The sequence below is a fragment of the Microbacter sp. GSS18 genome (genome assembly GCA_029319145.1).
Classification (GTDB): Bacteria; Actinomycetota; Actinomycetes; order Actinomycetales; family Microbacteriaceae; genus Microbacterium.
On record CP119753.1, the window covers coordinates 3,703,837 to 3,729,301 of the forward strand.

Annotated in this window: 23 protein-coding genes and 1 tRNA gene; 13 read left to right on the forward strand and 11 right to left on the reverse strand. The window is 71.4% G+C overall.

The genetic code is table 11. The features are described 5' to 3' along the window. Positions 1–26: 26 nt before the first annotated feature. The 3 genes from P0L94_17155 to P0L94_17165 form a co-directional block, all read right to left on the reverse strand. Positions 27–1,283 carry an MFS transporter gene (locus tag P0L94_17155; GenBank protein WES64179.1) on the reverse strand — a complete coding sequence of 419 codons (1,257 nt, stop codon included), beginning with the start codon at positions 1,281–1,283 and terminating at the stop codon, positions 27–29. 140 nt (positions 1,284–1,423) lie between these two features. Further along, entirely contained in the window at positions 1,424–2,413 is a 990-nt protein-coding gene (locus P0L94_17160) for an alpha/beta hydrolase (GenBank protein ID WES64180.1), read from the reverse strand. 142 nt (positions 2,414–2,555) lie between these two features. Beyond that, entirely contained in the window at positions 2,556–2,873 is a 318-nt protein-coding gene (locus P0L94_17165; protein WES64181.1) for a hypothetical protein, read from the reverse strand. Between the two features lie 112 nt (positions 2,874–2,985). On the opposite strand from P0L94_17165, the gene P0L94_17170 reads away from it, so the two are divergent. Next, complete coding sequence (locus P0L94_17170; GenBank protein ID WES64182.1) at positions 2,986–3,969, forward strand: aldose 1-epimerase family protein; 984 nt, start codon at positions 2,986–2,988, stop codon at positions 3,967–3,969. A gap of 79 nt (positions 3,970–4,048) precedes the next feature. On the opposite strand, the gene P0L94_17175 is transcribed toward P0L94_17170, so the two are convergent. Both P0L94_17175 and P0L94_17180 read right to left on the reverse strand, forming a co-directional pair. After that, positions 4,049–4,246 carry a hypothetical protein gene (locus tag P0L94_17175; GenBank protein WES64183.1) on the reverse strand — a complete coding sequence of 66 codons (198 nt, stop codon included), beginning with the start codon at positions 4,244–4,246 and terminating at the stop codon, positions 4,049–4,051. A gap of 86 nt (positions 4,247–4,332) precedes the next feature. Further along, complete coding sequence (locus tag P0L94_17180; protein ID WES64184.1) at positions 4,333–5,196, reverse strand: SDR family NAD(P)-dependent oxidoreductase; 864 nt, start codon at positions 5,194–5,196, stop codon at positions 4,333–4,335. 98 nt (positions 5,197–5,294) lie between these two features. On the opposite strand from P0L94_17180, the gene P0L94_17185 reads away from it, so the two are divergent. Continuing rightward, positions 5,295–5,924, forward strand: a complete 630-nt coding sequence (locus P0L94_17185) for a hypothetical protein (protein ID WES64185.1) — start codon at positions 5,295–5,297, stop codon at positions 5,922–5,924. Positions 5,925–6,008: 84 nt separating this feature from the next. After that, positions 6,009–6,081, forward strand: a tRNA-Arg gene (locus tag P0L94_17190). A gap of 63 nt (positions 6,082–6,144) precedes the next feature. Here the strand turns inward: P0L94_17190 and P0L94_17195 are convergent. Next, positions 6,145–8,049 carry an amylosucrase gene (locus P0L94_17195; GenBank protein ID WES64186.1) on the reverse strand — a complete coding sequence of 635 codons (1,905 nt, stop codon included), beginning with the start codon at positions 8,047–8,049 and terminating at the stop codon, positions 6,145–6,147. A 65-nt stretch (positions 8,050–8,114) separates the two neighbouring features. On the opposite strand from P0L94_17195, the gene P0L94_17200 reads away from it, so the two are divergent. Continuing rightward, entirely contained in the window at positions 8,115–8,474 is a 360-nt protein-coding gene (locus P0L94_17200; protein ID WES64187.1) for a hypothetical protein, read from the forward strand. A gap of 258 nt (positions 8,475–8,732) precedes the next feature. On the opposite strand, the gene P0L94_17205 is transcribed toward P0L94_17200, so the two are convergent. Then, positions 8,733–9,767 carry a hypothetical protein gene (locus P0L94_17205; protein ID WES64188.1) on the reverse strand — a complete coding sequence of 345 codons (1,035 nt, stop codon included), beginning with the start codon at positions 9,765–9,767 and terminating at the stop codon, positions 8,733–8,735. A gap of 420 nt (positions 9,768–10,187) precedes the next feature. Here P0L94_17205 and P0L94_17210 point away from each other — a divergent pair, with 420 nt between their 5' ends. The 3 genes from P0L94_17210 to P0L94_17220 all read left to right on the forward strand — a co-directional run bounded on the left by P0L94_17210 (position 10,188) and on the right by P0L94_17220 (position 11,951). Continuing rightward, a complete protein-coding gene (locus tag P0L94_17210) occupies positions 10,188–10,643 on the forward strand; it encodes an Hsp20/alpha crystallin family protein (GenBank protein ID WES64189.1) in 456 nt (151 codons plus the stop codon). 135 nt (positions 10,644–10,778) lie between these two features. Next, positions 10,779–11,354 carry a hypothetical protein gene (locus P0L94_17215; GenBank protein ID WES64190.1) on the forward strand — a complete coding sequence of 192 codons (576 nt, stop codon included), beginning with the start codon at positions 10,779–10,781 and terminating at the stop codon, positions 11,352–11,354. Between the two features lie 48 nt (positions 11,355–11,402). Then, positions 11,403–11,951, forward strand: coding sequence for a hypothetical protein (locus P0L94_17220; protein ID WES64191.1), 549 nt, complete (start codon positions 11,403–11,405; stop codon positions 11,949–11,951). A 20-nt stretch (positions 11,952–11,971) separates the two neighbouring features. Here the strand turns inward: P0L94_17220 and P0L94_17225 are convergent, their stop codons facing one another. Next, complete coding sequence (locus P0L94_17225) at positions 11,972–12,409, reverse strand: MarR family winged helix-turn-helix transcriptional regulator (protein ID WES64192.1); 438 nt, start codon at positions 12,407–12,409, stop codon at positions 11,972–11,974. A 98-nt stretch (positions 12,410–12,507) separates the two neighbouring features. Between P0L94_17225 and P0L94_17230 the strand changes: the two genes are divergently transcribed. The 3 genes from P0L94_17230 (at position 12,508) to P0L94_17240 (ending at position 17,571) form a co-directional block, all read left to right on the forward strand. Then, complete coding sequence (locus P0L94_17230; protein WES64193.1) at positions 12,508–14,325, forward strand: DUF2207 domain-containing protein; 1,818 nt, start codon at positions 12,508–12,510, stop codon at positions 14,323–14,325. A gap of 363 nt (positions 14,326–14,688) precedes the next feature. After that, a complete protein-coding gene (locus P0L94_17235) occupies positions 14,689–15,399 on the forward strand; it encodes a tyrosine-protein phosphatase (GenBank protein WES64194.1) in 711 nt (236 codons plus the stop codon). Between the two features lie 135 nt (positions 15,400–15,534). After that, positions 15,535–17,571: a glucose PTS transporter subunit IIA gene (locus P0L94_17240; protein WES64195.1), complete on the forward strand. Its 2,037-nt coding sequence runs from the start codon at positions 15,535–15,537 to the stop codon at positions 17,569–17,571. A gap of 51 nt (positions 17,572–17,622) precedes the next feature. Here the strand turns inward: P0L94_17240 and P0L94_17245 are convergent, their stop codons facing one another. Further along, the gene (locus P0L94_17245) at positions 17,623–18,516 is read right to left on the reverse strand and encodes a hypothetical protein (GenBank protein ID WES64196.1); all 894 of its coding nucleotides are present in this window, start codon (positions 18,514–18,516) and stop codon (positions 17,623–17,625) included. Positions 18,517–18,718: 202 nt separating this feature from the next. On the opposite strand from P0L94_17245, the gene P0L94_17250 reads away from it, so the two are divergent. Then, complete coding sequence (locus tag P0L94_17250) at positions 18,719–19,528, forward strand: Cof-type HAD-IIB family hydrolase (protein WES64197.1); 810 nt, start codon at positions 18,719–18,721, stop codon at positions 19,526–19,528. Between the two features lie 48 nt (positions 19,529–19,576). Here P0L94_17250 and P0L94_17255 read toward each other — a convergent pair whose 3' ends face one another. Beyond that, positions 19,577–21,850 (reverse strand): heavy metal translocating P-type ATPase, encoded by a 2,274-nt coding sequence (locus tag P0L94_17255; GenBank protein ID WES64198.1) that lies wholly within the window; start codon positions 21,848–21,850, stop codon positions 19,577–19,579. 18 nt (positions 21,851–21,868) lie between these two features. After that, positions 21,869–22,657 carry a hypothetical protein gene (locus P0L94_17260; protein WES64199.1) on the reverse strand — a complete coding sequence of 263 codons (789 nt, stop codon included), beginning with the start codon at positions 22,655–22,657 and terminating at the stop codon, positions 21,869–21,871. Positions 22,658–22,832: 175 nt separating this feature from the next. Between P0L94_17260 and P0L94_17265 the strand changes: the two genes are divergently transcribed. Together P0L94_17265 and P0L94_17270 are read left to right on the forward strand one after the other, a co-directional pair. Beyond that, complete coding sequence (locus tag P0L94_17265) at positions 22,833–24,350, forward strand: SulP family inorganic anion transporter (protein ID WES64200.1); 1,518 nt, start codon at positions 22,833–22,835, stop codon at positions 24,348–24,350. 524 nt (positions 24,351–24,874) lie between these two features. Beyond that, positions 24,875–25,288 (forward strand): hypothetical protein, encoded by a 414-nt coding sequence (locus P0L94_17270; GenBank protein ID WES64201.1) that lies wholly within the window; start codon positions 24,875–24,877, stop codon positions 25,286–25,288. The last annotated feature ends 177 nt before the right edge of the window (positions 25,289–25,465 follow it).

Sequence of the window (25,465 nt, forward strand, 5' to 3'; positions counted from 1 at the left end):
CGCAGCACCGCGTCCGCGGGGCCGGCTCAGGCCGCGACGGGGCGACGCACGAGCGCCCCGTGCGCGATCGCCGCGGCCAGCACGACGCCGGCGGCGATCATCGGCGCGAACATCGCGGTCGCGGTCCCCGCCTCCTCGGCGACGAGGCCCACGAGCGCGGTGGCCGCCGCCTGTCCGACGACGACGGCGGACCCGAGCATCGTCATCACCGTCGCCGAGCGCCCCCGCGGGCTCGCATCGGCGGCGAGGCTGTACTGCGTCACGAGCGTGGGGCCGATGCCCATGCCGACCACGAGAAGGCACGCGGCCATGCCGGCGACGTCGGTGGCGAGCGGCGTCGCGGCGGCGCCGGCGACCAGAACCGCACCGAACACGAGCCAGCGCGCCGAGAGGGTGAAGCGCGTGGGCAGCGCGGCGACGCTCAGGGCGAGCGCCGCGGAGCCGATGCCCATCGCCCCGTACACGACGCCGGCCTGCTCGGCCGCGCCGCGGTCGGCCATGAACGCCGTCAGCGACGTCAGCATCGACCCGAAGAACAGGCCCATGCCGAGCGCGCCGACCACCGGCAGGAGCACGCGGGGGCTCAGCAGCTCGAGCGCCGGCGCCTGGTCGGGCGCGGCGGCATCCGCGGTCGCTCGAGCAGCGCCGTCGGCGGAGGGCCGCGCCGTGGGATGCAGCGCGAACGCGGTGACGAAGACCAGGGCGAGCAGCGCCGCTCCGATGACAGGTGCGGCCGGCCCGCGGCTGGTGGCCAGCAGGCCGACGACGACGGGACCGAAGACGAACACGACCTCGTCGGCGGCGGACTCGTACGCCATCGTTCCGCTGAGCACCTTGGGGCGGCGTTCGCGTGAGAAGGTGCGTCCGATGATCGACACGAGGCGGCTGCGCGAGAGCGGCGCGACCTGCGGCATCGTCGCGCCGATCGCGAAGGCGATCGCGAGGAGGACCGCGTCGCGCACCGGCGCGAAGGCGAGCCATGCGATCGCGAGCAGCAGCAGGCTGTTGGCGATGCCGGCGATCAGCAGCACGCGCCGCTGTCCGAAGCGATCGCTCGCGGCGCCCAGCAGGGGGCCGAAGACGGCGGTGCCCAGGCCCGTCATCGCCGAGGTCATGCCGGCCACGGCGAGCGAGCCGCGGGCCGAGACGACCAGCGTGAGCAGGCCGACGACCATCATGGCGAACGGAAGACGCGCGATGAGCGCGACGGGGAAGTACGAGAAGCCGGTCGCGCGGACGAGGCTCGCGGGACGCTGGGCGAGAGAAGAGGTGGTGCTGTGCATGCTGTGGTTCTGGAATCGGGACGGGCGTGCCGTGCCGCCTTGTCGCCGAACGCGCCAGGTGATGCACAGAGATCGGCGACGAGCCTAGCGGATGCACATCAGCGTCGCCTGAGAGCGGATGCCGGGCTCCGCTCGCCGGATCAGTCGGAGTTCGCCGCGACGAAGCCGAGCGCGGCGGCCGTGATCTCGTACCGGGCGTGGGCGTCGGAGATGGTGGGCGTGCCGTCGCCGGACTGCGGGCCGTAGTCGCCGAACTGCGCGTGCGATGCGCCCTCGACGACGGTGAAGGTCGCGTCCGCCGGAAGATCCGCTCGCGACGCCTCGATGTCGGCGGGCGTCGACAGCCCGTCCTCGGTGCCCGAGATCGAGATCACCGGGATCGTCAGCTCCGTGCTGAGGTCGCCGGCCGGGTAGGACGCGAAGAACATGAGTCCCGCGGCGGGGGCAGCTGCGCCCGCGTCGTCGGCGGCCTCGATGGCCGCGACGGTGCCGCCGAGGGAATGCCCGCCGACGATCCAGGCGTCGATCTCGGGGTTGGACTCACGCGCGGCGTCGAAGGCGCCCAGGGCGAGGAAGGCGATCCCGAGCGGCTGCTTGGCGATCACCACGGTGTGGCCGTCCTCGACGAGGGGGCGCAGCACGGCGGCGTACGCGCGCGGATCCACCAGGGCTCCGGGCTGGAAGAACACTCCGGTCGTCCCCGCGCCGGCGGTCGGCGCGAGCACGATGTCGGTGGCGGACGCGGTCACCGTGACCTCGGCATCCGACATCATCGCCGCGAGCGCGGGCTCGACGGCGGAGTACGGGCGAAGCCACGCGGTGAGGGCGACCCACGCCGAACCCCCGACGACCAGCGCCACCCGGCCGATGACCCGCCAGCGACCGGGACGCGCCGGACGCACGAAGCTGACGGTGAGCGTCGCGATCGCGCCGACGGCCGTGACCGCCAGCAGGACGAGGTAGGCCGGGTGGCCGTAGACGACGGCGCCCCACGACGTGATCAGCGCCCACGCGACCACACCGACGGCGACCACCGCCACGAGGCGCGCGATCCACGCGAGCGGGCGCGCGGCGGGCCTCACCTTCAGGCGATCGGATGTCGGCTGCGGGGCGGGTTCGGGCGAGGTCATCGGCTTCCTTGCGACGGGGATGTGGTGCCCTGCCATTCTGCCTGCCGATCGCGGGGTGCGCTCGCGTGCACCCGTGCCACGGAACCGCCGAGCACCCGTCGGCCCGGGATCCATGACGGCGGACGTCCGTCGCCGGACCCGATCAGCGCACGGCGGCGAGGGCTTCGCGACCGCCCACGAGATACGAGCGCCAGCGGGCGTCGGTCTCGGCGCGCACGGCCGCGATTCCGCCCCAGTCCTCGGGTGCGGGCAGGGCGGCCCCCGAGCGGAGCTCGCGGGCCGCGTCGCCGAGCGCGGTCACCGCGCCTTCGAAGTACTTCGCGGCGTTGACCCTCTCGTGGCTGAGCGTGCACAGCGACTGGTCCCCGGCGGCCGACTGCAGGGACTCCAGCGCCGTGCGCTGGGCGTCCAGGACGCGGGCGAGGATCGCGTCGTCGGTGGGGGTCGCGGTCAGGGGCATGGACCCCACCATACCCCTGGGGGTATCTTGCGGTCAAGCAGGGCGTGTCGGCGCCCGGTCAGTAAGGTTGTGAGCCGCAGGGCATCCGCTCTGATGACCGATGATGCACCGCGTGTCGCCCTCCGCGGCAGCGGTGCAGAAGAAGGAGACCGGCATGCCGCACACGACGTCGGGCACGCAGCACGCCCTGCGCGCGGGGAACTACGAGGCGATCATCGCCAGCGTCGGCGCGACCCTGCGCACGCTCACCTACGACGGACGCGACCTGGTCGTCCCGTTCGAAGCGGACGAGGTACGGCCCTCCCACCGAGGCGTCACCCTCGCACCCTGGCCGAACCGGGTCGTCGACGGCACGTACACGTTCGCCGGTGTCGAACGGCGGCTGGCCCTCACCGAGCCGGCCCGGCACCACGCGCTGCACGGCCTCGCCGTGTGGCTCGACTACGAGGCCGTCGACAAGGGACCCAGCCACGTGACGCTCGCGGCCACGATCCCCGCGCAGACGGCCTACCCGTGGCGCCTCGACATCGAGACCACCTTCTCGCTCACCGCCGACGGGCTGACGCAGTCGGTCACGGTGACCAACACCGCGTCCACCCCGGCGCCGTGGGGCACGGGGCCGCACCCCTACCTCGTCGCGGGCGATGGGCTCGTCGACGCGTGGACCCTCGAGCTGCCGGCGTCCCAGGTGCTCACGGTGACCGATGAGCGCCTCATCCCGATCGAGCTGCGCGACGTGGACGCCGACGACCCGCAGCGGTTCGACTTCCGCGCCGCGCGTCGCATCGGGGCCGCTGAGATCGACCACGCCTACACCGGACTGGAGCGCGACGCCGACGGGGTCGCGACCGTGCGCGTGACCGACGACGCCGGGCGCGGCGTCGAGATGTCGTGGGATGCGGCGTGTCCCTGGGTCCAGGTGCACACCGCCGACAAGCCGGATCCGGCGACGTCGCGCATCGGCCTCGCGGTCGAGCCCATGACGTGCGCGCCCGACGCGTTCAACGCCGCGAAGTACGACTACGACGCCGGCCTGATCGTCGTCGAGCCGGGGGCGTCGTCGACGGCCTCGTGGCGCATCGCCGCGATCGTCTGACCCCGCCGGGCGGGGCATGACAGAGGGCCCCGGAGTACGCTCCAAGGCCCTCCGTGTCCGGGGGTGCAGCCGCGAGGCGTCAGCTGTCGCGGAGGTTCTCCTTGATGTCGTTGCGCGTCTTCACCGAGTCGCGCTCCGCCTCCGCCTTCTTGACCTCGGCCTCGGCCTCGACCTCGTCGGCCTTGTCGCCGATGCGGTCGGCGGCGTCATCCCACGTGTCCTTGATCGACTCGCCGACAGCGGCGGCGGTCTTCTTGGCGTCGTCCAGGAATCCCATGATGTCCTCCTTCGCGATGGATGTCCTCCGACGGTACGTCGCGTCGGCCATCGTGCCCAGGGGGTTGCGCGGCGGTGGCGGCGTTGCTAGCCGGTGCCGCGAACTGCGGCGACGGGGGTCGTCGTGTCGATGGCCTCGCGCAACGGCCGGCGCATCGGAACCCAGTAGCGGGTGGGCGTGATCCGCGCGAGAACGTCGACCAGCCGTGCCTCGCGCCCGATCATCGTGCGCGCACGGCGCCGCACCGTCGCCTCGACGATCCGTCGTCCGGCGTCGACGGGGTCGGTGTGGTACATCGCCGCCTGGGCGGCGGCGGCGCGCTGGGCGATGGCCGGATCGAGGGCCGCGGCATAGCGTCCGTGCAGGATGATCCCGGTCTTCACGCCGGCCGGGTAGACCGCGCCGACGGTCACGTTCGTGTCCTCGAGCTCGTGGCGCAGGGCCTCGGTGAAGCCGCGCACGGCGAACTTGCTCATCGCGTAGGGGATGCGGCCCGCGGGCGCCGCCAGGCCGTAGATGCTGACGAGGTGGGTGATGTGGGCCGCCAGCTCGCGGCGCATGGCGGGCAGCAGCGCCTGCGTGATGTTGACGGTGCCCCACAGATTGACGTCCATCAGCCAGCGCATCTCGTCCATCGTCAGCTGGTCGATGCCGCCGAGCATGGACGATCCGGCGCACGTGATCAGCGCCTGGACGTGCGGATGCCGCGCCATGATGTCCTCGGCGGCCGACGCGACGGCGGCGTCGTCGGTGAGGTCGACCGCGTGCACCGTGTGGTCGCGCCCCTCGAGGCCTGCGACGAGGGCGTCGAGCCCCTCGGCGTTGCGGTCGATCAGCGCCAGCCGCGCCCCGCGCCGGGCCAGCTGCCGGGCGACCTCGGCGCCCATTCCGCTCGCCGCGCCGGTGATCACCGTCGTCTTGCCGTGGATGTCCAGTCGCGCCTTCGCCACAGGATGCTGCCTCTCGTCGTTCTTCGCAGGTCGTCCGACTATTCTCGCTCAGTCCTGCCGGGCGTCTTGCCGGTAGCCTCTTACCTGAGGAGGCGGGGATGGGCAAGACCTCGGATGCCGTTGCCGAAGGCGTCTCGATCGCGTCTGCCGCAGCGCGTCTCACGCTGCGCAATCAGATCCTGGTCGAGGTCATCGCGCATGATGCACCCTTCGACGCGGATGCGTTCGTGGGACTGGCGCATCAGACGATCGTCGCGCTCGCCGATGAGCAGGATGCCGCCGCCGACCTGACCGGCCAGCAGCGGCGGCGTGCGTGGGGCAAGTTCAGCGACCCGGACGGAACGCACGACTACCGGGACCGCGATACCCGCAACCTGCGCCGACGGCAGAAGCAGTACCGTGGCGTCGCCCGTGAGCTGCGCCACCTCGCCGACGACCTCGAGGCGCTGCGCGTTCTCATCGAGCAGGCGCGCGAGTCCGCATGGGGAGACGTCGAGGCGAACCTGCAGCGCCGGCTCAAGGTCGAGGCCATGCGGCCCGATCTCGACCCCGACTACGACCGGATGCGGTCGGCCCGCATGCAGTCGCTGCGGCTGGTGGATCTGCCCAAGCTCGCCGCCCATCGACGTCATGTCCAGAACCCCACGCCGTCGGCGCCGCCGGTCGTCGAGGACGCACCGCCTGCCCGGCGCGCGGGCGGCATCGACCTCAGCGAACTCGACTCGTGAGCGGCGCGCCCGGAGGGCGCGCCCGATTCGCGCAGAGGCCGCGCATGGGCTATTCTGGTCTCTTGTGCGCGAGTGAGCGCACGGGCGCCTCTAGCTCAATGGATAGAGCATCTGACTACGGATCAGAAGGTTGGGGGTTCGAGTCCCTCGAGGCGCGCACTGTGTTGAGACAGTAGACGAACGGCCCGCATCGCGGGCCGTTTCGCTTTTCCGGCGCCGGTCACCACAGCGCGTCGACGCGCAGCCACACGAACTTGTGGGCGCCGAGCAGCAGTCCGTCGTCGAGATCGACCGCGGCTCCGGTGAGCACGTCGCGCGCGCGCCGCTCGAAGCCCGAGAGCGTCACGGGATCGACGACGGCGGGGTCGTCGCCCATGTTGGCCAGCACGAGCACGCGGTGCATCCCGTCATCCTGTGCCGGACGCTGGTAGCCCACGATCGACGGATGCGGCGCGTGGAACGGGATGAGCGCGTTGCCGGCGAACTCGGGTGTCGCCTTGCGGGCGGCGATGAGCGTCGAGAGCCGTGCGTAGACGCGTCCGGCGACCGTCGACGGGTCGTTGCGCCGCGCATAGAGCTCCTCGGACCGGCGCGGCCGGTTCACCCACCGGCTGTCGCCGGCTTCGGCCGGGTCGTCGCGATACGAATAGTCGTTGAGCTGGCCCACCTCGTCGCCGAGATACAGCAGCGGGATGCCGCCGGTCGACAGGGCGATCGCGTGCGCGAGCACGACCCGGTCCTCGCCGCCCCGATCGTGCGCCTCGATGCCGGCGAGGGACGCCGTGGTCCCCGTGATGCGCGCATCGCCGGTGCGCGGGTTCTCCTGGAATGCCACGCCGCGCGCGAACGACTCCTGGATGCCCTTGACGTAGAAGTCGTTGAGGAACCGCCGGTGGGCGAAGCCGTCGATGCCGTACTGGGCGGCATCCTCGTCCGAGAAGGTCCAGCCGATGTCGTCGTGGCTGCGGACGTAGTTCACCCACGACGTGCCCTCGGGCAGAGCGTGCCGGGTGTCCAGGGCCTGCTGGAGGAGCGCGGCCCGGCGGGTCGCGAGCGCCTCCCACGTGAGTGCCATCTGCAGCGGGTTGTACGACAGCTGGCACTCGCCGGGAGAGATGTACTGGATCACCTCGTCGGGGTGGACGATCGCCTCCGACTTGAACAGCAGCGACGGCGCCGCGATGCGCAGCACGGCGTTGAACGCCCGCAGCAGCAGGTGCGCCTCGGGCAGCGATTCGCACGGCGTGCCGAGCTGCTTCCAGATGAACGCGACGGCATCCATCCGCAGCACCTCGATGCCCTGGTTCGCCAGGAACAGCATCTCGCCCGCCATGGCCCGGAAGACCGCCGGGTTGGCGTAGTTCAGATCCCACTGGAACGAGTGGAACGTCGCCCAGATCCACCGCCCGTCCGGCAGCTGGATGAAGGATCCGGGGTGGTCGTCGGGGAAGATCTCGCGGGTGGTGCGCTCGTACGCGTCGGGCATCGAGCGGTCGGGGAAGATCAGGTAGAAGTCCTCGTACCCGGCGACGCCCTCCACCGCCTTCCGGGCCCACTCGTGTTCGTCGCTGGTGTGGTTGAAGATGAAGTCGACCACCAGCGAGATGCCCGCCATGCGCAGGTCCGCGGCGAGGGACGCGAGATCGCCCATCGTGCCGAGCCTGGGATCGACCCGGCGGTAGCTCGAGACCGCGTACCCGCCGTCGCTGTTGCCTTCGGGGCACTCGAACAGCGGCATCAGGTGCAGGTAGGTCAGCCCGAGTTCGCGGAAGTAGGGGATCTGCTCGCGGATGCCGGCGAGCGAGCCGGCGTAGCGGTCGACGTAGCAGACCCCGCCCAGCATCCGCTGCGATCGGAACCATTCCGGATCGTCCTCGCGCTGCTGATCCCGGGCCCGCAGCTCGAGCGATCGCGCGCGCCACGATGCCGCGGCTTCATCGACGACGGCCGTGAGCTGTTCGAACGCGTCCTCGCGGTCGCCGTAGAGTTCCGCGAACAGGCCGTGCAGCGTCGGCAGGTGCTCCTCGATCCGTCGCCGCAGGTCGGCATCGGTGCCATGCGCGTCCTCGAGGCGCGCGAGAATGCGGGCGCCGTCCGCGGCGGCATCCGTGTCGAGCATCGTCATCGATCCCCTCCTGTCGCGATGCTAGCGCGCTGTCGTGAACGGGGCGAGGGTGCGAGACTGACGATGTGAGACTCGTTCAGGTCGCTCAGCACGCGACGGACCTCGACCGGGCCGCGGCGTTCTACGCCGAACTGCTCGGCGCGGGCCCCACCGCCCGCTTCGACCACGCGGGCCTGGTGTTCTTCGACCTCGAGGGGACCCGGCTGCTGCTGAACCGCAACGCACCGGCCGGTCTGATCTATCTGCAGGTCGACAACGTCCACGAAGCGCTCGACCGGGTCGCGGCAGAGGCGCTGGCCCAGCCGCATGTGATCTTCCACCACGACGACGACACCCTCGGCCCGGCCGGATTCGACGAGTGGCACGCCTTCGTCGGCGACCCCGACGGCAACCCCGTCGGCCTGGTGGCGTTCCAGCGCCCCTGAACCGCACGCCGCGCTGTTGCGCCGGACTCCGCGCATCCTTCCGCATGGTTGGCGCCGGCTGTCGCCCGCGAAGGGTGGCGCGGCGTCTGGCGCCAAGTGAGCGGGATCGGAGGGGCTTCAGTGGGCGCTGGGTGTCGCGTGGTGGCTGGGCGGCGGCGTCTGGCGCCAAGTGAGCGGGGTTGGAGGGGCTTCGGTGGGCGCTGGGTGTCGCGTGGTGGGTGAGGGGCGGCGTCCGGCGCCAACTGGGCGGAGACGCAGTCAGCCTGACCATCCGGCGCGCCGGAGCGCGGTCCGGATCCGCTCGATCGCCGGGCGTGGCGACGGGTAGACGTGGGCGGAGGTGAAACGCAGCACCGTCCAGCCCAGATCTGTACACGCGGCGTGCTTCTCGACATCTCGATGCCACTGGGCACGGTCGGTTCGGTGATGATCCCCTTCGTACTCCAGCAGCAGACGCCATCGTGGATAGGCGAGTTCGGTGAATCCGATGACCCGGCCCCGAGCGTCGAGAACGGTGAAGTCGAGCTCGGGGTCCGGCAGCCCGGCGCGCTCGATCGCGAGCCGCAGGCCGGTCTCGGCGCTCGAGTCGCTGCCGACGCGGACCTGGGGGACAGCCTCGCGCAGGCGCGCCGCGCCGGTCCGCCGGCCCGCGGTCATGGCCGCCTCGAGCTGCGCGACGTCGGCGAGGGCGGATGCCGCGTCGCGCGCGCCGTTCGGCCGGCGTGGCGGCTGGACGATGGCATCACCCGCGGCGATCAGTTCGTCGACGGACAGCTCGGTTGCGAGCTGAGCCCAGACGGTGGCCGGGCTCGCCAGCCGCAGACCGTCGTGTTCGCGCGTCGTCGTCAGCCGTGGGCTCAGCTGGCGCGAGGTGAGACCGCGCGCCCGTGGTGCCCGGTGAGGGGGATGCACCGCGACATCCAAGCGCCGCGCGTGCTGCGGCATCCGCCCGCCGACGCTCGTGGCCGTGCGCAGCACTCGAAGCGGAAGCGGGATGTCCCACACGACGGCAGCCGTCACCCCGAAGAAGAACGCGTGCGAGGGCATCACCGTCGCGTAGGCGCGGGCACGTCGCCGGATGTCGCTGCGTGCTTCGTCGGCGGCGATCGCGTGCGACGAACGACCGGAGTCCGCGATCAGGACGCCGTCGGTGCGGCGCATCCGGGCCCCGATGAACGGCTGCTCGAGGTCCTTGTGCCGGAGCCGACGCAGCGAGACACCGGCGGTTCGCGCATCGCGCACGGAGAACTGCGGTCCGAGTTCGTCGGGCAGGGGCTTCGGATGCGGGGGCATGGTCGCCATGCTCGCCCGTCGGCTGCGTCATCGTGCTCACATGGGTCGCGCTGGGGAGGAGGGCCCGCGCGCCGTCGCTGGGGAGGAGCCGACCACAAGGGCGCTATGCGCCCGCGCACAGTTGGCGCTGGCTGTCGCTGAGACCGCGCGGAGCGGCAGTCGCCGCCAAGTAAGCCGCGTGTCGCAGGGCTTCACTTGGCGCGGATTGTCGGCTTGGGTGCTGGGGGCGGCATCAAACGACAACTGGGATGAACCGCCTCGAGGGCCGCGCTGATGAGGCGTCAAGGCCCCGCGTTCGCCGTGCGCGAATGGGGGTGAAAGCATTAGCACTCGCATGCAGAGAGTGCTAATCTGGTCCTAGTTGAGCCGAGAGGGCTCAACTTTACAGACCACAGTCCGTTCACGATAGAAGGAGACGACATGGCAACCTATGACCCGTTCCGCGACCTCGACCGACTGGCTTCGGGCTTCTTCGACGTGCGTCGCGGCCCGCGCCGCATGCCGATGGACCTGTACCGCGACGGTGACCACTACGTGCTCACCGCCGACCTGCCCGGCATCGACCCGGGCTCGGTCGACATCGACGTCGACGGCCAGCTGCTGACGATCCGCGCCGAGCGCACGCTCACCACCGGCGAGGGCGTCAAGTGGATCACCCGCGAGCGCGAGGCGGCGAGCTTCATCCGCCAGCTGAACCTCGGCCAGGGCATCGACACCGAACGCATCGCGGCCACCTACAGCAACGGTGTGCTCAGCGTCACGATCCCGGTGAGCGAGAAGGCCAAGCCGCGCAAGATCGAGGTGGCCACCGACGAGGGCTCTCCGGTCATCAAGGCGCACGAGTCCGCCGAGGGACCCCAGCCCGTCGACCAGTGATGACGGCGACCTAGACAGCGCTCGCAGCGCGACCGGATGGCGCACCCTCGAAAGGGGGGTGCGCCATCCCCCGTCTTGAAGGCAGAATGCACGTGAGGGTGCGCGCAGCGGCGCATCGCGAAGCCGGGAGGGATCGTGGCCAGCGAGGTACTCGCCGTCGGCGCCACGCGTGCCCGGCTGGCGACGCTGATCGGGATCCCGCTCTACACGATATTCGGCGGCATCGGACTGTGGATGGCGACGGCGGTGTGGAACCGCTTGGTGTGCGACGACGTGCTCGTCCCGTCGGTTCTCGGCGGGACGACCGCCGCGATCGGAGCCACCAGCGCCGTCGCCGTGGTCATCGGCGTCGCGGGGGTGTCGTCGATCGCGCAGCGTGTGCAGGGCGGGGTCTCGGGCGCGTCCGGGCGCGGCATCCTCGAGGGTGCGGGCATCGGCGCGCTCGCCGCCGTCGGCCCGAGCGTGCTCATCGTGACCGGATGCCTCCACGTCCTCGCCGGGGTGGCGGCGACGCTGATCGGCCTCGTTATCCCGAGCGCCCTCACCGGCGCGGTCGGCGTCGCGCTGCTTCGACCCGTCGCGGAGTCGCCGTCGCTGCGGCGGCTGTTGGGGCTGGCGAAGTGGCTCTCCGTCGTGCTCGTCGCGCTGTGGGCGGTGCTCTCTTTCGCGCCGCTCGACCGCTGGATGCTCCTCGCCTGCAGCGTCGGCTGAGCCCCGTAGGGCATGATGAGCGGGCATCGAACGACGGAGGAGGACGCGATGAGCGAGCAGGCGGTGGCGGTCAAGGCGGCGTCGGGATGGGCTGCGGCCACGGTGGGCGTCCCCCTCTACACCGTCTTCGGGGCGCTCGGCCTGTGGCTGGGCTCGCTCGCGTGGACCGCGATGGCCGCGGACGAGGTCGAGCATCCGACCGTGCTGGCCGGAACCATGGTCGCCACGGCGCTCGTCTCGGTCTTCACGGCCGTGGTCGGAGTCCCGGTCGTCTCGCTGATCCTCGCGCGGCCGCTCGCAGCGTCGGCGCGTTACCCGCGCAGGGCCGCCGCGGTCTTCACGGTGATCGGCGCCGGTGCCGCCGTCATCCCGGGCGTGTTCATCGCGCTGGGCAGCGGCCACGTCGGCGCGGGGGCGGCATTCGCCCTGCTCGCGCTGATTCTCCCCTCGGCGCTGACCGGCCTGCTCGCGGCGTTCCTCCTGCCGGCCGTCGCGGCTTCCCGTGCGGTCGCGCTCACCTTCACCGTCGCGGCGCTCGCGGCGGTCGCGCTCGTGGTCGTCTGGGCCGTCGTCCAGCTCACCCCGATCGGCGGCTGACCCGCCGTCGGCTCCCGGGCTCAGTCCGCGTCGCCGTCGCGCAGCTTCGCGGTGAGGTCGCGCAGCTGTGTCAGCTCGTCGGTGGTGAGCTTCGACATGCGCGATGCGATGGAGCGGGCGTGCTGCGACGCGACCTTGCGGAAGGCGGCCGCGCCCTCTTCGGTGGCGGTGACGAGCGCGCCGCGGCCGTCGCCGGGATCGGCGCACTTGGTGAGGAGCCCGCGGGTGACCATGCGGTCGACCAGGCGGGACACGCTCGGCTGGCTGATCAGCATCCGCGCCGTGACGTCCCGCAGCTTCGCGGTCATGTCGTCGCCGCGGGTCACCGTCAGCAGCACGTCGTACTCGGCCTGAGACAGCTCGGATCCCTCGAAGTCGGTGCTGATCTCGGCGAACACCTCGTGCTGCGCCCGGAACAGGCTCTCCCATGCATCGACGGCGAGGCGGCGGTCAGTCATATTCACAAGACTAGAACCAACGGGCGCGCCGTAGGCTTCTGAGCATGGGGACGTTTGTGGGGAATCCGGATCGCGCACGCCCGTGGCGGGGGAGGCGGATGCCGGTGCTCACCGGCATCCTGGTCGCACTCGCGCTCGCCGCGGGTCTGCTCGCGACCGGCGCGGCGCCGGCCGCCGCCGCCACGTCCGACACTGCGGCGCCCGGCGTCGTCACGGCCGGCGTGGACGACTTCACGTTCGCGAGCATGGACGTCGAGTACACGCTCGGCCGCGCCGACGACGGCACGAGCACTCTGACGGTCGTCGAGACGTTCGTCGCGCAGTTCCCCGGCTTCGACCAGAACCGCGGCATGCGCCGCAGCATCCCCGACTCGTATCTGGGCATCCCGCTCTTCCCGCATCTGGTGTCGATCACCGACGGCGAGGGTGATCCTCGGCCGTCCGAGGTCGACAGCTCGGACGGGTACTACTCCATGACCTCGCGCGCCGACGACTTCGTGCTCGGCTCGCAGACCTACGTGTTCACGTACACGCTCGAGAACGTCACGCGATTCTTCGACGACACCGGCGTCGACGAGTTCTACTGGGACGTCAACGGCGACCAGTGGCGGCAGCCATTCGGGCGCGTCTCGGTGGCGCTCATCGTGCCGCCCGAGCTCGCGGGCGCGCTCACCGGGGACCGGGCCTGCTACGCCGGGTACACGGGGTCGACCGACCAGTGCGAGATCACGGCGGATGCCGCGGAGGACGGGTCCCAGGTCATCGCGGCATCCGTGTCGGATGTCGGCCCATACCAGACGATGACGATCGCGGTCGCGTTCGAAGCCGGGACGTTCACTCCCTTCGACACGTCGTACTTCGCCTCGGTGTGGGGCTGGCTGCAGGCGCTCGCCGCCGCGGCGCTCGTGGCGGTGCTCGCGGCGACGATCTGGGTGCGCCGCCGGTTCCTCAGCGACGAGCCGGGGCGCCCGACGATCATCGCCGAGTACACGCCGCCGCCGGCGATCGACGCGCTCGAGAGCGCCGTGCTGCTCAGCAAGACGAGCAAGGCCATCCCCGCCGAGGTGCTCGAGCAGGCGGTCGTGGGCAGCATCCGCATCGTCGAGGGGCGACCGCGCTGGTTCGGCGGCACGCGGCTGACCGCCGAGCTCATCGATCCGTCCCGTGCGGACGGCGACGGGCGGATGCTGCTCGCCGCGCTCTTCCCGTACGGGCGCCCGGGCGAGTCGTACGAGTTCGGCAAGAGCGACAAGCGGCTGTCGTCGGCGGCGCAACGGATCCTGGCCACCGCGACCAAGGAGCTGCGGCGACGGGGCCTGCGCCGGCGGGTCCCGGGGGCGGCGCGCTCGCTGCCGGTCCTCGGAGTGGTCGCGACGGGAGCGCTGGTGGCGTTCCTCGGCTTCATGGGCATGGAGCGCGGGATGAACCCGCTGGCGCCGTTCGCCGTCATCGTGGGCGCGGCCGTCGCGGTGCTGATCGTCGTGGGCATGGTCTCGCGTCGACCGCTGACGGCGAAGGGTGCCGAGACGCGCGACCACCTCGCCGGGCTGAAGGTGTTCATCGAGTGGGCCGAGGCCGACCGCATCCGGATGCTGCAGTCGCCGCAAGGCGCGGAGCGCGTGCGGGTCGACGTCGACGATCCCCGTCAGATGCTGAAGCTGTACGAGACGCTGCTGCCGTATGCGGTGGTCTTCGGGCAGGAGAAGGAGTGGGCCGAGCAGCTGGCGGTGATGTACGGGCCCGGCAACAGCCCTGGCTGGTACTCGGGCACACGGGCGTTCAACGCCGCGGCGTTCTCGCAGGGCATCTCGAACCTGTCGGCGAGCACGTCGTCGTCGGCCTCGTCGTCCGGCGGCTCGGGCGGCGGGGGGTCGGCGGGCGGCGGTGGCGGCGGCGGAGGCGGCGGCGGGGTGTGACCGCACTGTTGCCGCGCCACTGTTGCCGCGCCGGGGGTGCTCTGTCGCGGGGCAAGAGTAAGGGCCGGTCGGAGAGGCTCCCGACCGGCCCTTGTCCCTTGCACCAAGAGTGTCCTGCAATCACATGCCGGTAGCTGCCACAGCAAAACAACTACCGTGCAAGCACTCTATAACGGACAGGTAACGGCGGCAAGGGTTTGTCGTTATCTTTCTGTGATTCTTTTCCGGCTCATAGGAAGCGGTCAGGATCGGGCGTCGCGGGGCGGGTCCGCGCGGCATCGCGAACGCGCGAGAGGACGCCGTTCGCGGGGATCCGGACCCGAGCTGAACGGACCCGGTCACCCGGCCTGGGAGACTGAGCACGTGGCATTGCGGCATCTCGACGTCGACGGACTCGCCAACGCGCGCGATCTCGGCGGGCTCGCGCGGACGGGCGGCGCGACGACCCCGACCGGGGTCTTCTTCCGCTCGGAGGCGCTCGACCGCGTGACCGACGACGGGTGGGCCGCGCTGTGTGCTCTCGGGGTGACGACCGTCGTCGATCTGCGCCGACCCGAGGAGCGCACCGCCGCCGTGCCCGACGGGATCGACCGGGTGGTGGTGGACCTCGACGGCACGGACCGGGGGTTCTGGGACCCGCTCGAGGCGGACGGCCGCTGGGGGACGCCGCTGTACTACCTCGACCACCTCGAGCGGATGCCGGGGCGGATGCGGGCGGTGCTGGATGCGCTCGTCGCCGCCCGCGAGGGCGCCGTCCTGTTCCACTGCGGCGCGGGATGGGACCGCACGGGGTTCGTATCGGCCGTGCTGCTGCGAGCGCTCGACGTCACGACCGAAGCCGCCGCCGCCGACTATCTGGCCTCGTTCGGCAATGCGGAGGCGATGGAGTCGCTGCGCGGCAGCTCATCTCACGTCACCGAGCGTCTGGCGGTGCTCGAGCGGCACGGGCACACGCCCGAGTCCGCGTTCACCGCCGTCTACGAGGGCATCGACCTGGACGCCTGGTTCGCCGCGGCGGACGTCTCCGCGGCCGCCCGCGCCGGCGTGCGGACGTGGCGTGGGGCGGTGGCCTAGCGGGACCCGCGGTGGGTCCTTGGACCTATCGACGCGGCGCCCGGGCTGCAATATGCTCGCGGCCAGGGGGAGACGACGGCGCTGTCGGAACGGCCCGCGGGCCGTCGCCGACGCTGCATCGAAGGAGCAACGTCCATGGCTGCAAGTCCTGCCGCTGACATCGTCGAGAAGGTCGGCGGCGCCGGCAACATCCAGAGCCTGACGCACTGCGCGACAAGACTGAGGTTCCAGCTCGTCGACGGGGCCGCCGTCGACAAGGGGGCGGTCGAGGCGATACCGGGCGTCATGGGGGCCGTGCCGCAGGCGGGCGACCGATACCAGGTCGTCATCGGCGGCGGCGTCCAGAACGTCTACAACGACATCATGGCGCTGCCCGGGATGGGCGGCGGCGGAGGCGGGGGCGACAGCGCCGCAGACATCAAGGCGCGCGAGCGCGCCAAGGGTCCGCGCGGCAAGGTCGCGTGGATCGACGGCCTGTTCGAGTTCCTGTCGGACTCGTTCCGCCCCATCCTCGGCGCCCTGCTCGGGGCATCCTTCTTCATCACCTTCATGGCCCTGATGTCGACGCTCGGCGTCATCGGCAACTGGGCCGACCCGCGCACCGTGCTGCCGCCGTCCTGGCAGTTCGTGAACCTCATGTGGCAGTCGGTGTTCGTGTTCCTGCCGCTGCTGGTCGCCTATAACGCGGCCAAGAAGGTCGGTGCCGACCCGTGGGTGGGCTTCGCCGTCATGGCCGTGGTCATGCTCCCGGGGTTCACCGCCCTCGCCGCGAATCCCGAGGCGAGCACGATCGTCGCGTTCGGCAGCGAGGTCACCGTCATCCCGATCTTCGGCGTGCCGCTGACGATCTTCGACTACAGCTCGCAGGTGTTCCCGCCACTGCTCATGGCCGCGGTCCTCGGGCCGCTCTACCGGGGGTTGAAGAAGATCATCCCCGACAACCTGCAGCTGATCTTCGTGCCGTTCCTCGCGATGCTCGTGATGATCCCGCTCACCGCGTTCCTCATCGGCCCGATCGGCGTGTACGTCGGCGCGTGGCTCGCGCAGGGCCTGGCCGCCATCAACACATGGTCGCCGTTCGTCTTCGCGATCCTCATCCCGCTCGCCTACCCGTTCATGGTGCCGCTCGGCCTGCACTGGCCGATCAACGCGATCATGCTGCTGAACATCCAGACGCTCGGCTACGACTTCATCCAGGGGCCCATGGGCGCGTGGAACTTCGCGTGCTTCGGCGCCACCGCCGGCGTGCTCGTGCTGGCCTGGCGCGAACGCGACAAGCAGATGAGGCAGACGGCGACCGGCGCGCTCGCCGCGGGGCTGTTCGGCGGCATCTCGGAACCGTCGCTGTACGGCATCCATCTGCGCTTCAAGCGCATCTATCCACGGATGCTGGTCGGCTGCGCCGTCGGCGGAATCATCATCGGCGTCGGCGGCGGAGTGAAGACGCAGGCGTTCGTGTTCACGTCGCTGCTGACGATCCCCGCGTTCGACAACATCCTGCTGTACACGATCGCGATCGGCGCGGCCTTCGCGACCTCGATGGTCCTGGTGATGCTGTCGGGCTACAAGCCGAAGGAGGCCAAGGCGGTCGCCGAGGCGGGCGTCACGGTCGCCGACATCGCTTCGCGCAAGGGCGGCGAGAGCTCGGACACGCTCATCGCGGCCGCCGCTCCCCGCACCGTCAACCCCGCCGACGTCGCGCTGCACGTGCTGTCGCCGCTCGCGGGCACCGTGGTGCCGCTGTCGGAGGTGCCCGACCCCGTGTTCGGCAGCGGCACGATGGGCCCCGGCGCCGCGATCGAGCCGAGCGGCGACACGGTCTACGCCCCCGGCCCCGGACTCGTGGCCGCCGCCCAGCCGACCGGGCACGCGTTCGGCCTCGTGCTGGACGGCGACGTCGAGCTGCTGATCCACGTCGGCATCGACACGGTGAACCTCAAGGGCGAGGGGTTCACCGTCCACGTCAAGAACGGAGACCGGATCGACGAGGGGACGCCGCTGGTGACCTTCGACCGGTCGGTCATCGAGGCGGCAGGCTACCCGCTCATCACGCCGGTCATCGTGCTCAACGCCGAGCAGTTCGGCGACGTGCGTCCGGCGGTCAAGGGTGCGGTCACGCCCGGCGCTCCGCTCATCGAGGTCATCGCCAAGCAGGAGGCGCCGAAGGTCTGAGTCTCGGGCGGCCGGCATCCGTGGGGGCGATGCCGGCCGGCCCGCTCTCGATCAGTACCAGTCGGTTGCGACCGAGTGGCCCCATGCCGCGCACGGCGAACCGTAGGCGCGGGCGATGTAGTCCAGGCCCCACTGGATCTGCGTCGTGGCGTTGGTCTGCCAGTCGGCGCCGGCGGTGGCCATCTTGCTGCCGGGCAGCGACTGCGGAATGCCGGTCGCACCGCTCGAGGGGTTGTAGGCCTGGTAGTTCCAGCCCGACTCCTTGGTCCACAGCGAGTCCAGGCACGAGAACTGGTCGGCGCCCCAGCCGTACTGCGACGCGGCGAGGTTGCGCGCCGTCGCCTTGGCGCCGTCGACGGTGTTGCCGGCGGCGAGCGCCTTCGCGGCCTCCTCGGCCTTGCGCTTGGCCTCGGCGGCCTTGCGTGCGGCCTCCTCTTCGGCGGCCTTCTTCTCGCGCGCCTGCTCGAGGCGGTCGGCGAGGTCGGCGACGCGGGCGTTGACGACCGCTGCCGCATCCTCGGCCTGGGCGGTCGCTTCGGGCAGCAGCAGCGCCGGCATGATGTCGAGGTCGGACAGGCCCGCGATCGCGGTGCGCACGTCGGCGGTGTCGATCGAGGTGTCGTCGACGCCGAGGTCGAGCCCTTCGGAGCGGATGTCCGAGGACAGGGCGGCGGCGGCCTCGACGGCCGCGCGAGCGGACGTCAGTGCACCGTGGGCGTCGGACGCAATGGTCTCGACGGTCTCGGGCGCGGCCGTCGGGCTCGGCGCGGCGGTCAGCGCGAAGCCCGCCTGCGGGGCGAACGAGGCCGCTGCGGCCAGGTGCGGCGTCGCCGAGACGAAGCCGGTGGTGAGGAGGATACCGAGGGCGGCACCACCCGCGACGAGCGCGGCGGGGACGCGACGGCGGCGATTGCGGGCAGGGGCGAGCGACGAAGTGGAGCGCAAGATCGGGGGAGGTCCTTAGAGTCGGGGAGGGCCGCGGTGCGCGGCGGATGCACCCTCGGGTCGGGCGCGAAGTCTCGAGTCTCACGTGCCTGTCTGGACGAAATCCCCTGTTCCACTGGGTATTCCGTCAAAGCCGCCCGGACGTCTCGTGGGTGAATCCGCAGGATCTCCTGCCCGCCTAGGCTTGTCGGGGAGGTTCCGCATGCCCTTTCCCTCGCCCGATCTGAAGCTCATCGCCGTCGACATGGACGGCACACTCCTCGACGGCGAGGGGCATGTCCCCGAGGCCCTGTGGCCGCTGCTTGCGCGCCTGACCGAGCTCGGCATCCTGTTCGTGCCGTCCAGCGGCCGCCAGCTGGCGACGCTTCGCCGCATCTTCGAGGGGCACGAAGCCGACATGGTCTTCATCGCCGAGAACGGCGCCTATGTCGTGCACGGCGACGAGGAGATCAGTTCAGATGCCATGGACCCGGCGTTCGCCGAGACCGTCATCCGTCGCGTGCGCGACCTCGTAGCGGCGGGCTCGGACCTCGGGCTCGTCGTGTGCGGCAAGCGCTCGGCGTACATCGAGCGCACCGGCGACGCGTTCCGGACCGAGGCCGACCGGTACTACGCCGCGCTCGAAGAGACCGACGACCTGCTCACCGTCGACGACCAGATCCTCAAGCTCGCGATCTTCGACTTCGACGAAGCGGCCGCCACCGCCCCGGCGCTGGAGGACTGGACGGCGACCCATCAGGTCGTGGTGTCGGGACATCACTGGATCGATGTCATGAACCAGGGCGTCAACAAGGGCGTCGCCCTCGAGCGCCTGCAGACGGCGGCGGGTGTGACGCGCGCGCAGTCCGCGGCGTTCGGGGACTATCTCAACGACCTCGAGCTGCTCGAAGCCGCGGACCTGTCGTTCGCGATGGCCAACGCCCACCCCGACCTGATCGCCCGGGCGCGCTACCGCGCCCCCGCCAACACCGAGAACGGCGTCATCACGACGGTGGAGCGGATGCTCGGCTGACCGCCGTCGGCCGCGGCCGTCTGCGCCGCGGCCGGCGATGCGGTGTCGTCAGCCCCGGTCGCGGGCGACGACGGCCTCGGGCGACAGGTCGAGGCGCCGCAGCAGCTGCGCGTTGAGGGCCACGACCACCGTGGACAGCGACATCATGATCGCCCCCACCGACATCGGCAGCACGAACCCGATGGGCGCGAGGATGCCGGCGGCCAGCGGCACCGAGATGAGGTTGTACCCGGCCGCCCACCACAGGTTCTGCGTCATCTTGCGATACGACGCGTGCGACAGCTCGATCACCGAGAGTACGGCGCGCGGGTCGGAGCCGGCGAGGATCACGCCCGCCGACGCGATGGCGACATCCGTGCCGGCGCCGATCGCGAGGCCGACGTCGGCCTGGGCGAGCGCGGGGGCGTCGTTGACGCCGTCGCCCACCATGGCGACGCGACGGCCCTCGGTCTGCAGCTCCTTCACCGCGTTCGCCTTGTCCTCGGGGCGGACGCCGGCGAAGTAGCGGTCGATGCCGAGTTCGCCCGCGACCGATGCGGCGACCGCTTCGGCGTCGCCGGTGATCATGACGACCTGGACGCCGCGGGCGTGGAGGGCGTCGACGGCTTCGCGCGATTCCGGTCGGATCTCGTCGGCGAGGCGCAGCGCGCCCGCGACCTCGCCGTCGACGAGCACGTGCAGCACGATGGCGCCCTCGTCGTGCCAGGCCCGTGTGACGGGCAGCTCGGCGGCGCCCTCCTCGGCGAGCAGGTGCGGTCCGCCGACGCGCACGGTGCGTCCGTCGACGGCGGCCGTGACCCCGACGGCGGGGGAGGACGAGAAGTCGCCGGATGCCGGAACGCGGATCCCGCGGTCGGCCGCCGCCGCGACGATGGCCCGCGCGAGCGGGTGCTCGGAATCCGACTCCGCCGCCGCCGCGAGGGCGAGCACCTCGTCGGCGTCGCGGCCGCCGGCGACCTCGACGGCCGACACCGCCGGTGCGCCCTTGGTCAGGGTGCCGGTCTTGTCGAACAGCACGGTGTCGACGGTGCGCATGCTCTCGAGCGCCAGCCGGTCCTTCACCAGCACGCCGGCCTTGGCGGCGCGCTCGGTCGCGATCGAGACCACGAGGGGGATCGCGAGGCCCAGCGCGTGGGGGCACGCGATCACGAGGACGGTGATCGTGCGGACGACCGCCTCGTCCGGCAGCCCGATCGCGCTCCACACCGCCGCCGTGATCGCGGCGCTGCCCAGCGCGAACCAGAACAGCCACCCCGCCGCCCGGTCGGCGAGCCGCTGCGCGCGCGATGACGACGCCTGCGCGTCCGACACCATGCGCTGGATGCCCGCGAGAGCCGTCTCGTCGCCGACGGCGGTGATGCGCACGCGCAGGCCCGAGTCGGTCGCGACGGTGCCCGCGACGACGGTGTCGCCCTCGGAGCGGCGCACCGCGCGCGACTCGCCCGTGATCATGGACTCGTCCACGCTCGCCGATCCCTGCACGACGGTGCCGTCGGCCGGGACGCGTCCGCCCGGCCGCACCACGACGATGTCGTCGACCGCGAGGTCGGCGGGCGAGACCGTCACCGTCGTGTCGCCGTCGACGCGCTCGGCCTCGTCGGGCAGGAGCGCGGCGAGCGAGTCCAGCGCCGAGGTCGTCTGGGCCAGGGAGCGCATCTCGATCCAGTGGCCGAGCAGCATGATGACGATCAGCAGCGCCAGCTCCCACCAGAACTCGAGCTGGTGGTGCAGGATGCCGAGCGTCGCGCCCCACGAGGCGAGGAACGCCACCGTGATGGCCAGTCCGACCAGCAGCATCATGCCGGGCTGTCGCGCACGCAGTTCGCTCACCGCGCCGGTCAGGAAGGGGCTCCCGCCCCACACGTACATGACCGTCCCGAGGACGGGAGAGATCCACGACGCCCACGCGGCATCGGGCAGCGGGTACCCGAGCAGCATCGCGAACATCGGCGAGAACGCCACGACGGGCAGCGCGATCGCCAGCATGATCCAGAACAGGCGGCGGAAGCGCGCCACATGGCCCATGTGGTCGTGCCCGCCGCCGTGCGAACCGTGCCCGGCGTGTGCGTCGTTTCCGGCGTGGGCGTCGTGCCCAGCGTGGCCGGTGTGGGCGTCGTGGCCTGCGGTGGCGCGCGCGTCGCGGTTCTCGTGTGCGGCGTGCTCGTCCTGCGCGGCGGGGGCGGCGACGTCGGTAGGGGCGTCATGCCCGGTGTGCCGGTGGTGCTCGCGCGACACGTCGTCGTGTGCGCTCTGCGTGCGGCCGGGGTGGTTGTGCGGGTGGGTCGGTTCCGCGTGCTCGTCGTGACCGTGTCCGGTGCTCATGATGATCCGAACATACCCCTAGGGGGTATCTATTCCCACCTCCTGCAGGTGTCGGATGCCCTCGAGCACCGCGGCGTGGGTGCTCGACGACCCGAGCAGCCGGAAATGCCCCGGCGCGGGCACCTCGATGTTCCTCGCGCCCTCGAGGCGGCTGCCTTCGGGGATGTGCGGGTCGTACGGGCCGAAGATCGACACGATGCGCGCGTTGACGGCCCTCTCATGCGCGAGCGCGACGATCGTGGCGTCATCGGGTCGGAACTCGCGGATGCTCGGGTCCAGGGGCAGGAGGCGCGCCATCCACGAACCGGCGAACGGCGTCGCGACCGCGACGAGGCCGCGCAGGCCGAGGTTCGCAGCGGGCGACGCCGGCCGAAGCCGGTCCTGGTCCACGGCGCCGGCCGCGGTGGCGGCATCCGCGTCCAGAAGCGCGCGCTTGCCGATCAGGCCGCCTTTGCTGTGGGCGACGAGCACGCGTCCCGCGGGTGGAACCGGGTCCTTCGCGAGGGCGCGGGTGAGGCGCATGGCGGTGTCGGGAACGCTGCGGCGGTTCATCCCGAGCCCGTGGATGACGTTCACCCGGTACCCGGCGGCGGCGATGGCGTCGCCCAGCGGGCGGAGGAACGTCCAGTGCTCGTACACGCCGGGCAGCAGCACGATCTCGGGCAGCGACGGGTCTCCGGTGCGCCACGGGGGCGGCGTCGGCCGGGGCAGGCCCACCGTCCACGGCAGCGAGAGGACGGCGAGCTGATGCCGCCCCGCGTACAGGTAGTCGGCGGCCCACCACAGCAGGCGGCGGACGGGGTTCACGCCGCCACCCTAGTGGTTCGGGCATCCGATCAGGTCTTTCACGCCCGGTAGACTGACGCGCACGGCCCCTCGGCCGCCACACCCACACACACCACACCGAAGCCCCGACTTCGTGCGCACCGGTGCGCGCGGAGCCCGCCTGATCCCGGGCGGACCCGAGACCCCGGAGCGCCACATGACCGCCGTCGTCCCCACCCAGGACCCCGCCGCCCGCTACCGCATCGAGCCCACGGTGCTGCAGGCGCTGCGCAGCCCCCGCATCCTCACGCGCGAGGTGCTGGCCGGCCTCGTGGTTGCGCTCGCGCTCATCCCCGAGGCGATCGCGTTCTCGATCATCGCGGGCGTCGACCCGCGCGTCGGCCTGTTCTCGTCGTTCGTCATGGCCGTGGCCATCGCGTTCGTCGGCGGGCGCCCGGCCATGATCACGGCCGCCACCGGAGCGATCGCGCTCGTCGTGGCGCCGGTCGCCCGCGAATACGGAATGGACTACCTCATCGCGACGGTGATCCTCGGCGGCATCCTGCAGATCGTGCTCGCCGCGCTCGGGGTCGCCAAGCTCATGCGGTTCATCCCGCGCAGCGTCATGGTGGGCTTCGTCAACGCGCTGGCGATCCTCATCTTCATGTCTCAGCTGCCGCAGCTGATCGACGTGCCGTGGCTGGTCTACCCCATGGTCGCCGTCGGCCTCGTCATCATCGTGTTCCTGCCGCGACTGACCAAGATCGTCCCGGCGCCGCTGGTGTCGATCGTGCTCGTCACCGCCGCCGCCGTCGTGTTCGGCCTGGCGGTTCCGACCGTCGGCGACCAGGGCGCGCTGCCCGAGAGCCTCCCCGAGCTGTTCATCCCGAACGTGCCGCTCACGCTCGAGACGCTCGGCATCATCGCTCCGTTCGCGCTCGGCGTCGCCCTCGTCGGCCTCATCGAGTCGCTGCTGACGGCGAAACTCGTCGACGACATCACCGACACGCACTCGCGCAAGTCGCGCGAGGCGTGGGGTCAGGGCGTCGCGAACGTCCTCTCGGGAGCGTTCGGCGGCATGGGCGGCTGCGCCATGATCGGCCAGACGATGATCAACGTGAAAGTCTCGGGCGCGCGCACGCGCATCTCGACGTTCCTCGCGGGCGTGTTCCTGCTGATCCTCGTGGTCGTCCTCGGCGACATCGTCGCGATCATCCCGATGGCCGCGCTCGTGGCCGTCATGATCATGGTCTCGGTCGCGACGTTCGACTGGCACAGCATCCGCCCCTCCACGCTCAAGCGGATGCCGTGGAGCGAGACCAGCGTCATGCTCGTCACCGTCATCGCGACCGTCTGGACGCACAACCTCGCGATCGGCGTCGTGCTGGGCGTGCTGACCGCCATGGTGCTGTTCGCGCGCCGCGTCGCGCACTTCACGTCGGTCAAGCGCGAGATCTCGAAGGACGGCGAGACCGCGCACTACACGGTCAACGGCGAGCTGTTCTTCGCATCGAGCAACGACCTGACGACCCAGTTCGAGTACTCGCACGACCCCGACAGCATCGTGATCGACATGTCGAACTCGCACATCTGGGACGCCTCGACCGTCGCCGCTCTCGACGCGATCGTCACCAAGTACGCGCACCGCGGCAAGACCGTCGACATCCAGGGCATGAACGAGGCCACGATCGACTTCCACGGCCGCCTTTCGGGGAACCTCGGCGGCGGCCACTGAGGTCCGCGCGGATGTCGGCGCGTCGCGGCATCCGCTTCACTCGGCGATGAATGCCGCCCGAGGCGCGTTATGGCGGCATCGGGCGCCAAGCGAGCGGGGGCTCGCGTCGCCGGGTCGGCGTTGCCGGTGAGGTTCGCGCGGATGTCGGCGCGCCCCGGCATCCGCTTCACTCGGCGATGGATGCCGCCCGAGGTGCGTTATGGCGGCATCGGGCGCCAAGCGAGCGGGGGCTCGCGTCGCCGGGTCGGCGTTGCCGGTGAGGTTCGCGCGGATGTCGGCGCGCCCCGGCATCCGCTTCACTCGGCGATGGATGCCGCCCGAGGCACGTATCGCGGCATCCGGCGCCAAGCAAGCGTCGGCTCGGGGCGTTCGGTTGGCGTTGCCGGTCGCGACGGAGCCTGCGGGCGACAGTGCGCGCCAACCGAAGGGGCGGCCGTAGCGGTCCCGCATGCTTTGCCCGCCCGTCGCGCGTTCCGCTAGCTTGGGTCGGATTGCCGCCTGCGCATATACGGAACCGGAGTGACATGAACGAGATCTCGAGACGCACAGTAGCCAAGGGCATCGCTTGGGCGACACCCGCGATCGCCATCGCGGCGGCCGTTCCGCAGGCGGCGGCCTCGGAGGATCCCTGTGCGCCGCAGGCCGAAGGCAGCCTGCTGTGCTGCGACCCTGGCTACCTCGAGGTGTCGGTGTCGAACATGCCGTGCTCGCCCGACGCGATCATCGTCGAGGGCTGGCGCGACGCCGCCGGGCGCATCTGGCCGCCGACGTCGCCGCGGCTCCTCGAACCCAATCAGCGCGCGAACGTCTCGTTCCCCGGTGCGGCCGATTGCGCGGCGCCGACCGGCGAGGTGCTGTGGCGCTACCAGAGCGCAACCGCGCAGCAGGCCCTCAGCGTGGACCTCGCGGCCCACATCAACCCCGACTGCACGGTCTGACGGCGGGGGATTCGCGACCACGACGGCCGTCGAGCGCATCGTCCGCGCCCGCCCGCCCACGCGCGCGATCGCTTGGCTGCGGACGCCGCAGAGGGCGGCTCTTCCGGCAGCGGGAGCCAAGCAAGCTCCTGGTGGCTCGAGTCGGTCGGCGGTCGTGGTCGCACGAGTCCGTGGTTG

Coding starts and splice junctions, on each gene's coding strand:
- P0L94_17225 (WES64192.1), bottom strand. CDS start 12,409: ATGACTGACCGCCGCCTCGCCGTCGATGCATGGGAGAGCCTGTTCCGG.
- P0L94_17270 (WES64201.1), top strand. CDS start 24,875: ATGAACGAGATCTCGAGACGCACAGTAGCCAAGGGCATCGCTTGGGCG.
- P0L94_17205 (WES64188.1), bottom strand. CDS start 9,767: ATGCCCCCGCATCCGAAGCCCCTGCCCGACGAACTCGGACCGCAGTTC.
- P0L94_17195 (WES64186.1), bottom strand. CDS start 8,049: ATGACGATGCTCGACACGGATGCCGCCGCGGACGGCGCCCGCATTCTC.
- P0L94_17185 (WES64185.1), top strand. CDS start 5,295: ATGGGCAAGACCTCGGATGCCGTTGCCGAAGGCGTCTCGATCGCGTCT.
- P0L94_17220 (WES64191.1), top strand. CDS start 11,403: ATGAGCGAGCAGGCGGTGGCGGTCAAGGCGGCGTCGGGATGGGCTGCG.
- P0L94_17175 (WES64183.1), bottom strand. CDS start 4,246: ATGGGATTCCTGGACGACGCCAAGAAGACCGCCGCCGCTGTCGGCGAG.
- P0L94_17255 (WES64198.1), bottom strand. CDS start 21,850: ATGAGCACCGGACACGGTCACGACGAGCACGCGGAACCGACCCACCCG.
- P0L94_17210 (WES64189.1), top strand. CDS start 10,188: ATGGCAACCTATGACCCGTTCCGCGACCTCGACCGACTGGCTTCGGGC.
- P0L94_17165 (WES64181.1), bottom strand. CDS start 2,873: ATGCCCCTGACCGCGACCCCCACCGACGACGCGATCCTCGCCCGCGTC.
- P0L94_17265 (WES64200.1), top strand. CDS start 22,833: ATGACCGCCGTCGTCCCCACCCAGGACCCCGCCGCCCGCTACCGCATC.
- P0L94_17230 (WES64193.1), top strand. CDS start 12,508: ATGCCGGTGCTCACCGGCATCCTGGTCGCACTCGCGCTCGCCGCGGGT.
- P0L94_17250 (WES64197.1), top strand. CDS start 18,719: ATGCCCTTTCCCTCGCCCGATCTGAAGCTCATCGCCGTCGACATGGAC.
- P0L94_17240 (WES64195.1), top strand. CDS start 15,535: ATGGCTGCAAGTCCTGCCGCTGACATCGTCGAGAAGGTCGGCGGCGCC.
- P0L94_17160 (WES64180.1), bottom strand. CDS start 2,413: ATGACCTCGCCCGAACCCGCCCCGCAGCCGACATCCGATCGCCTGAAG.
- P0L94_17155 (WES64179.1), bottom strand. CDS start 1,283: ATGCACAGCACCACCTCTTCTCTCGCCCAGCGTCCCGCGAGCCTCGTC.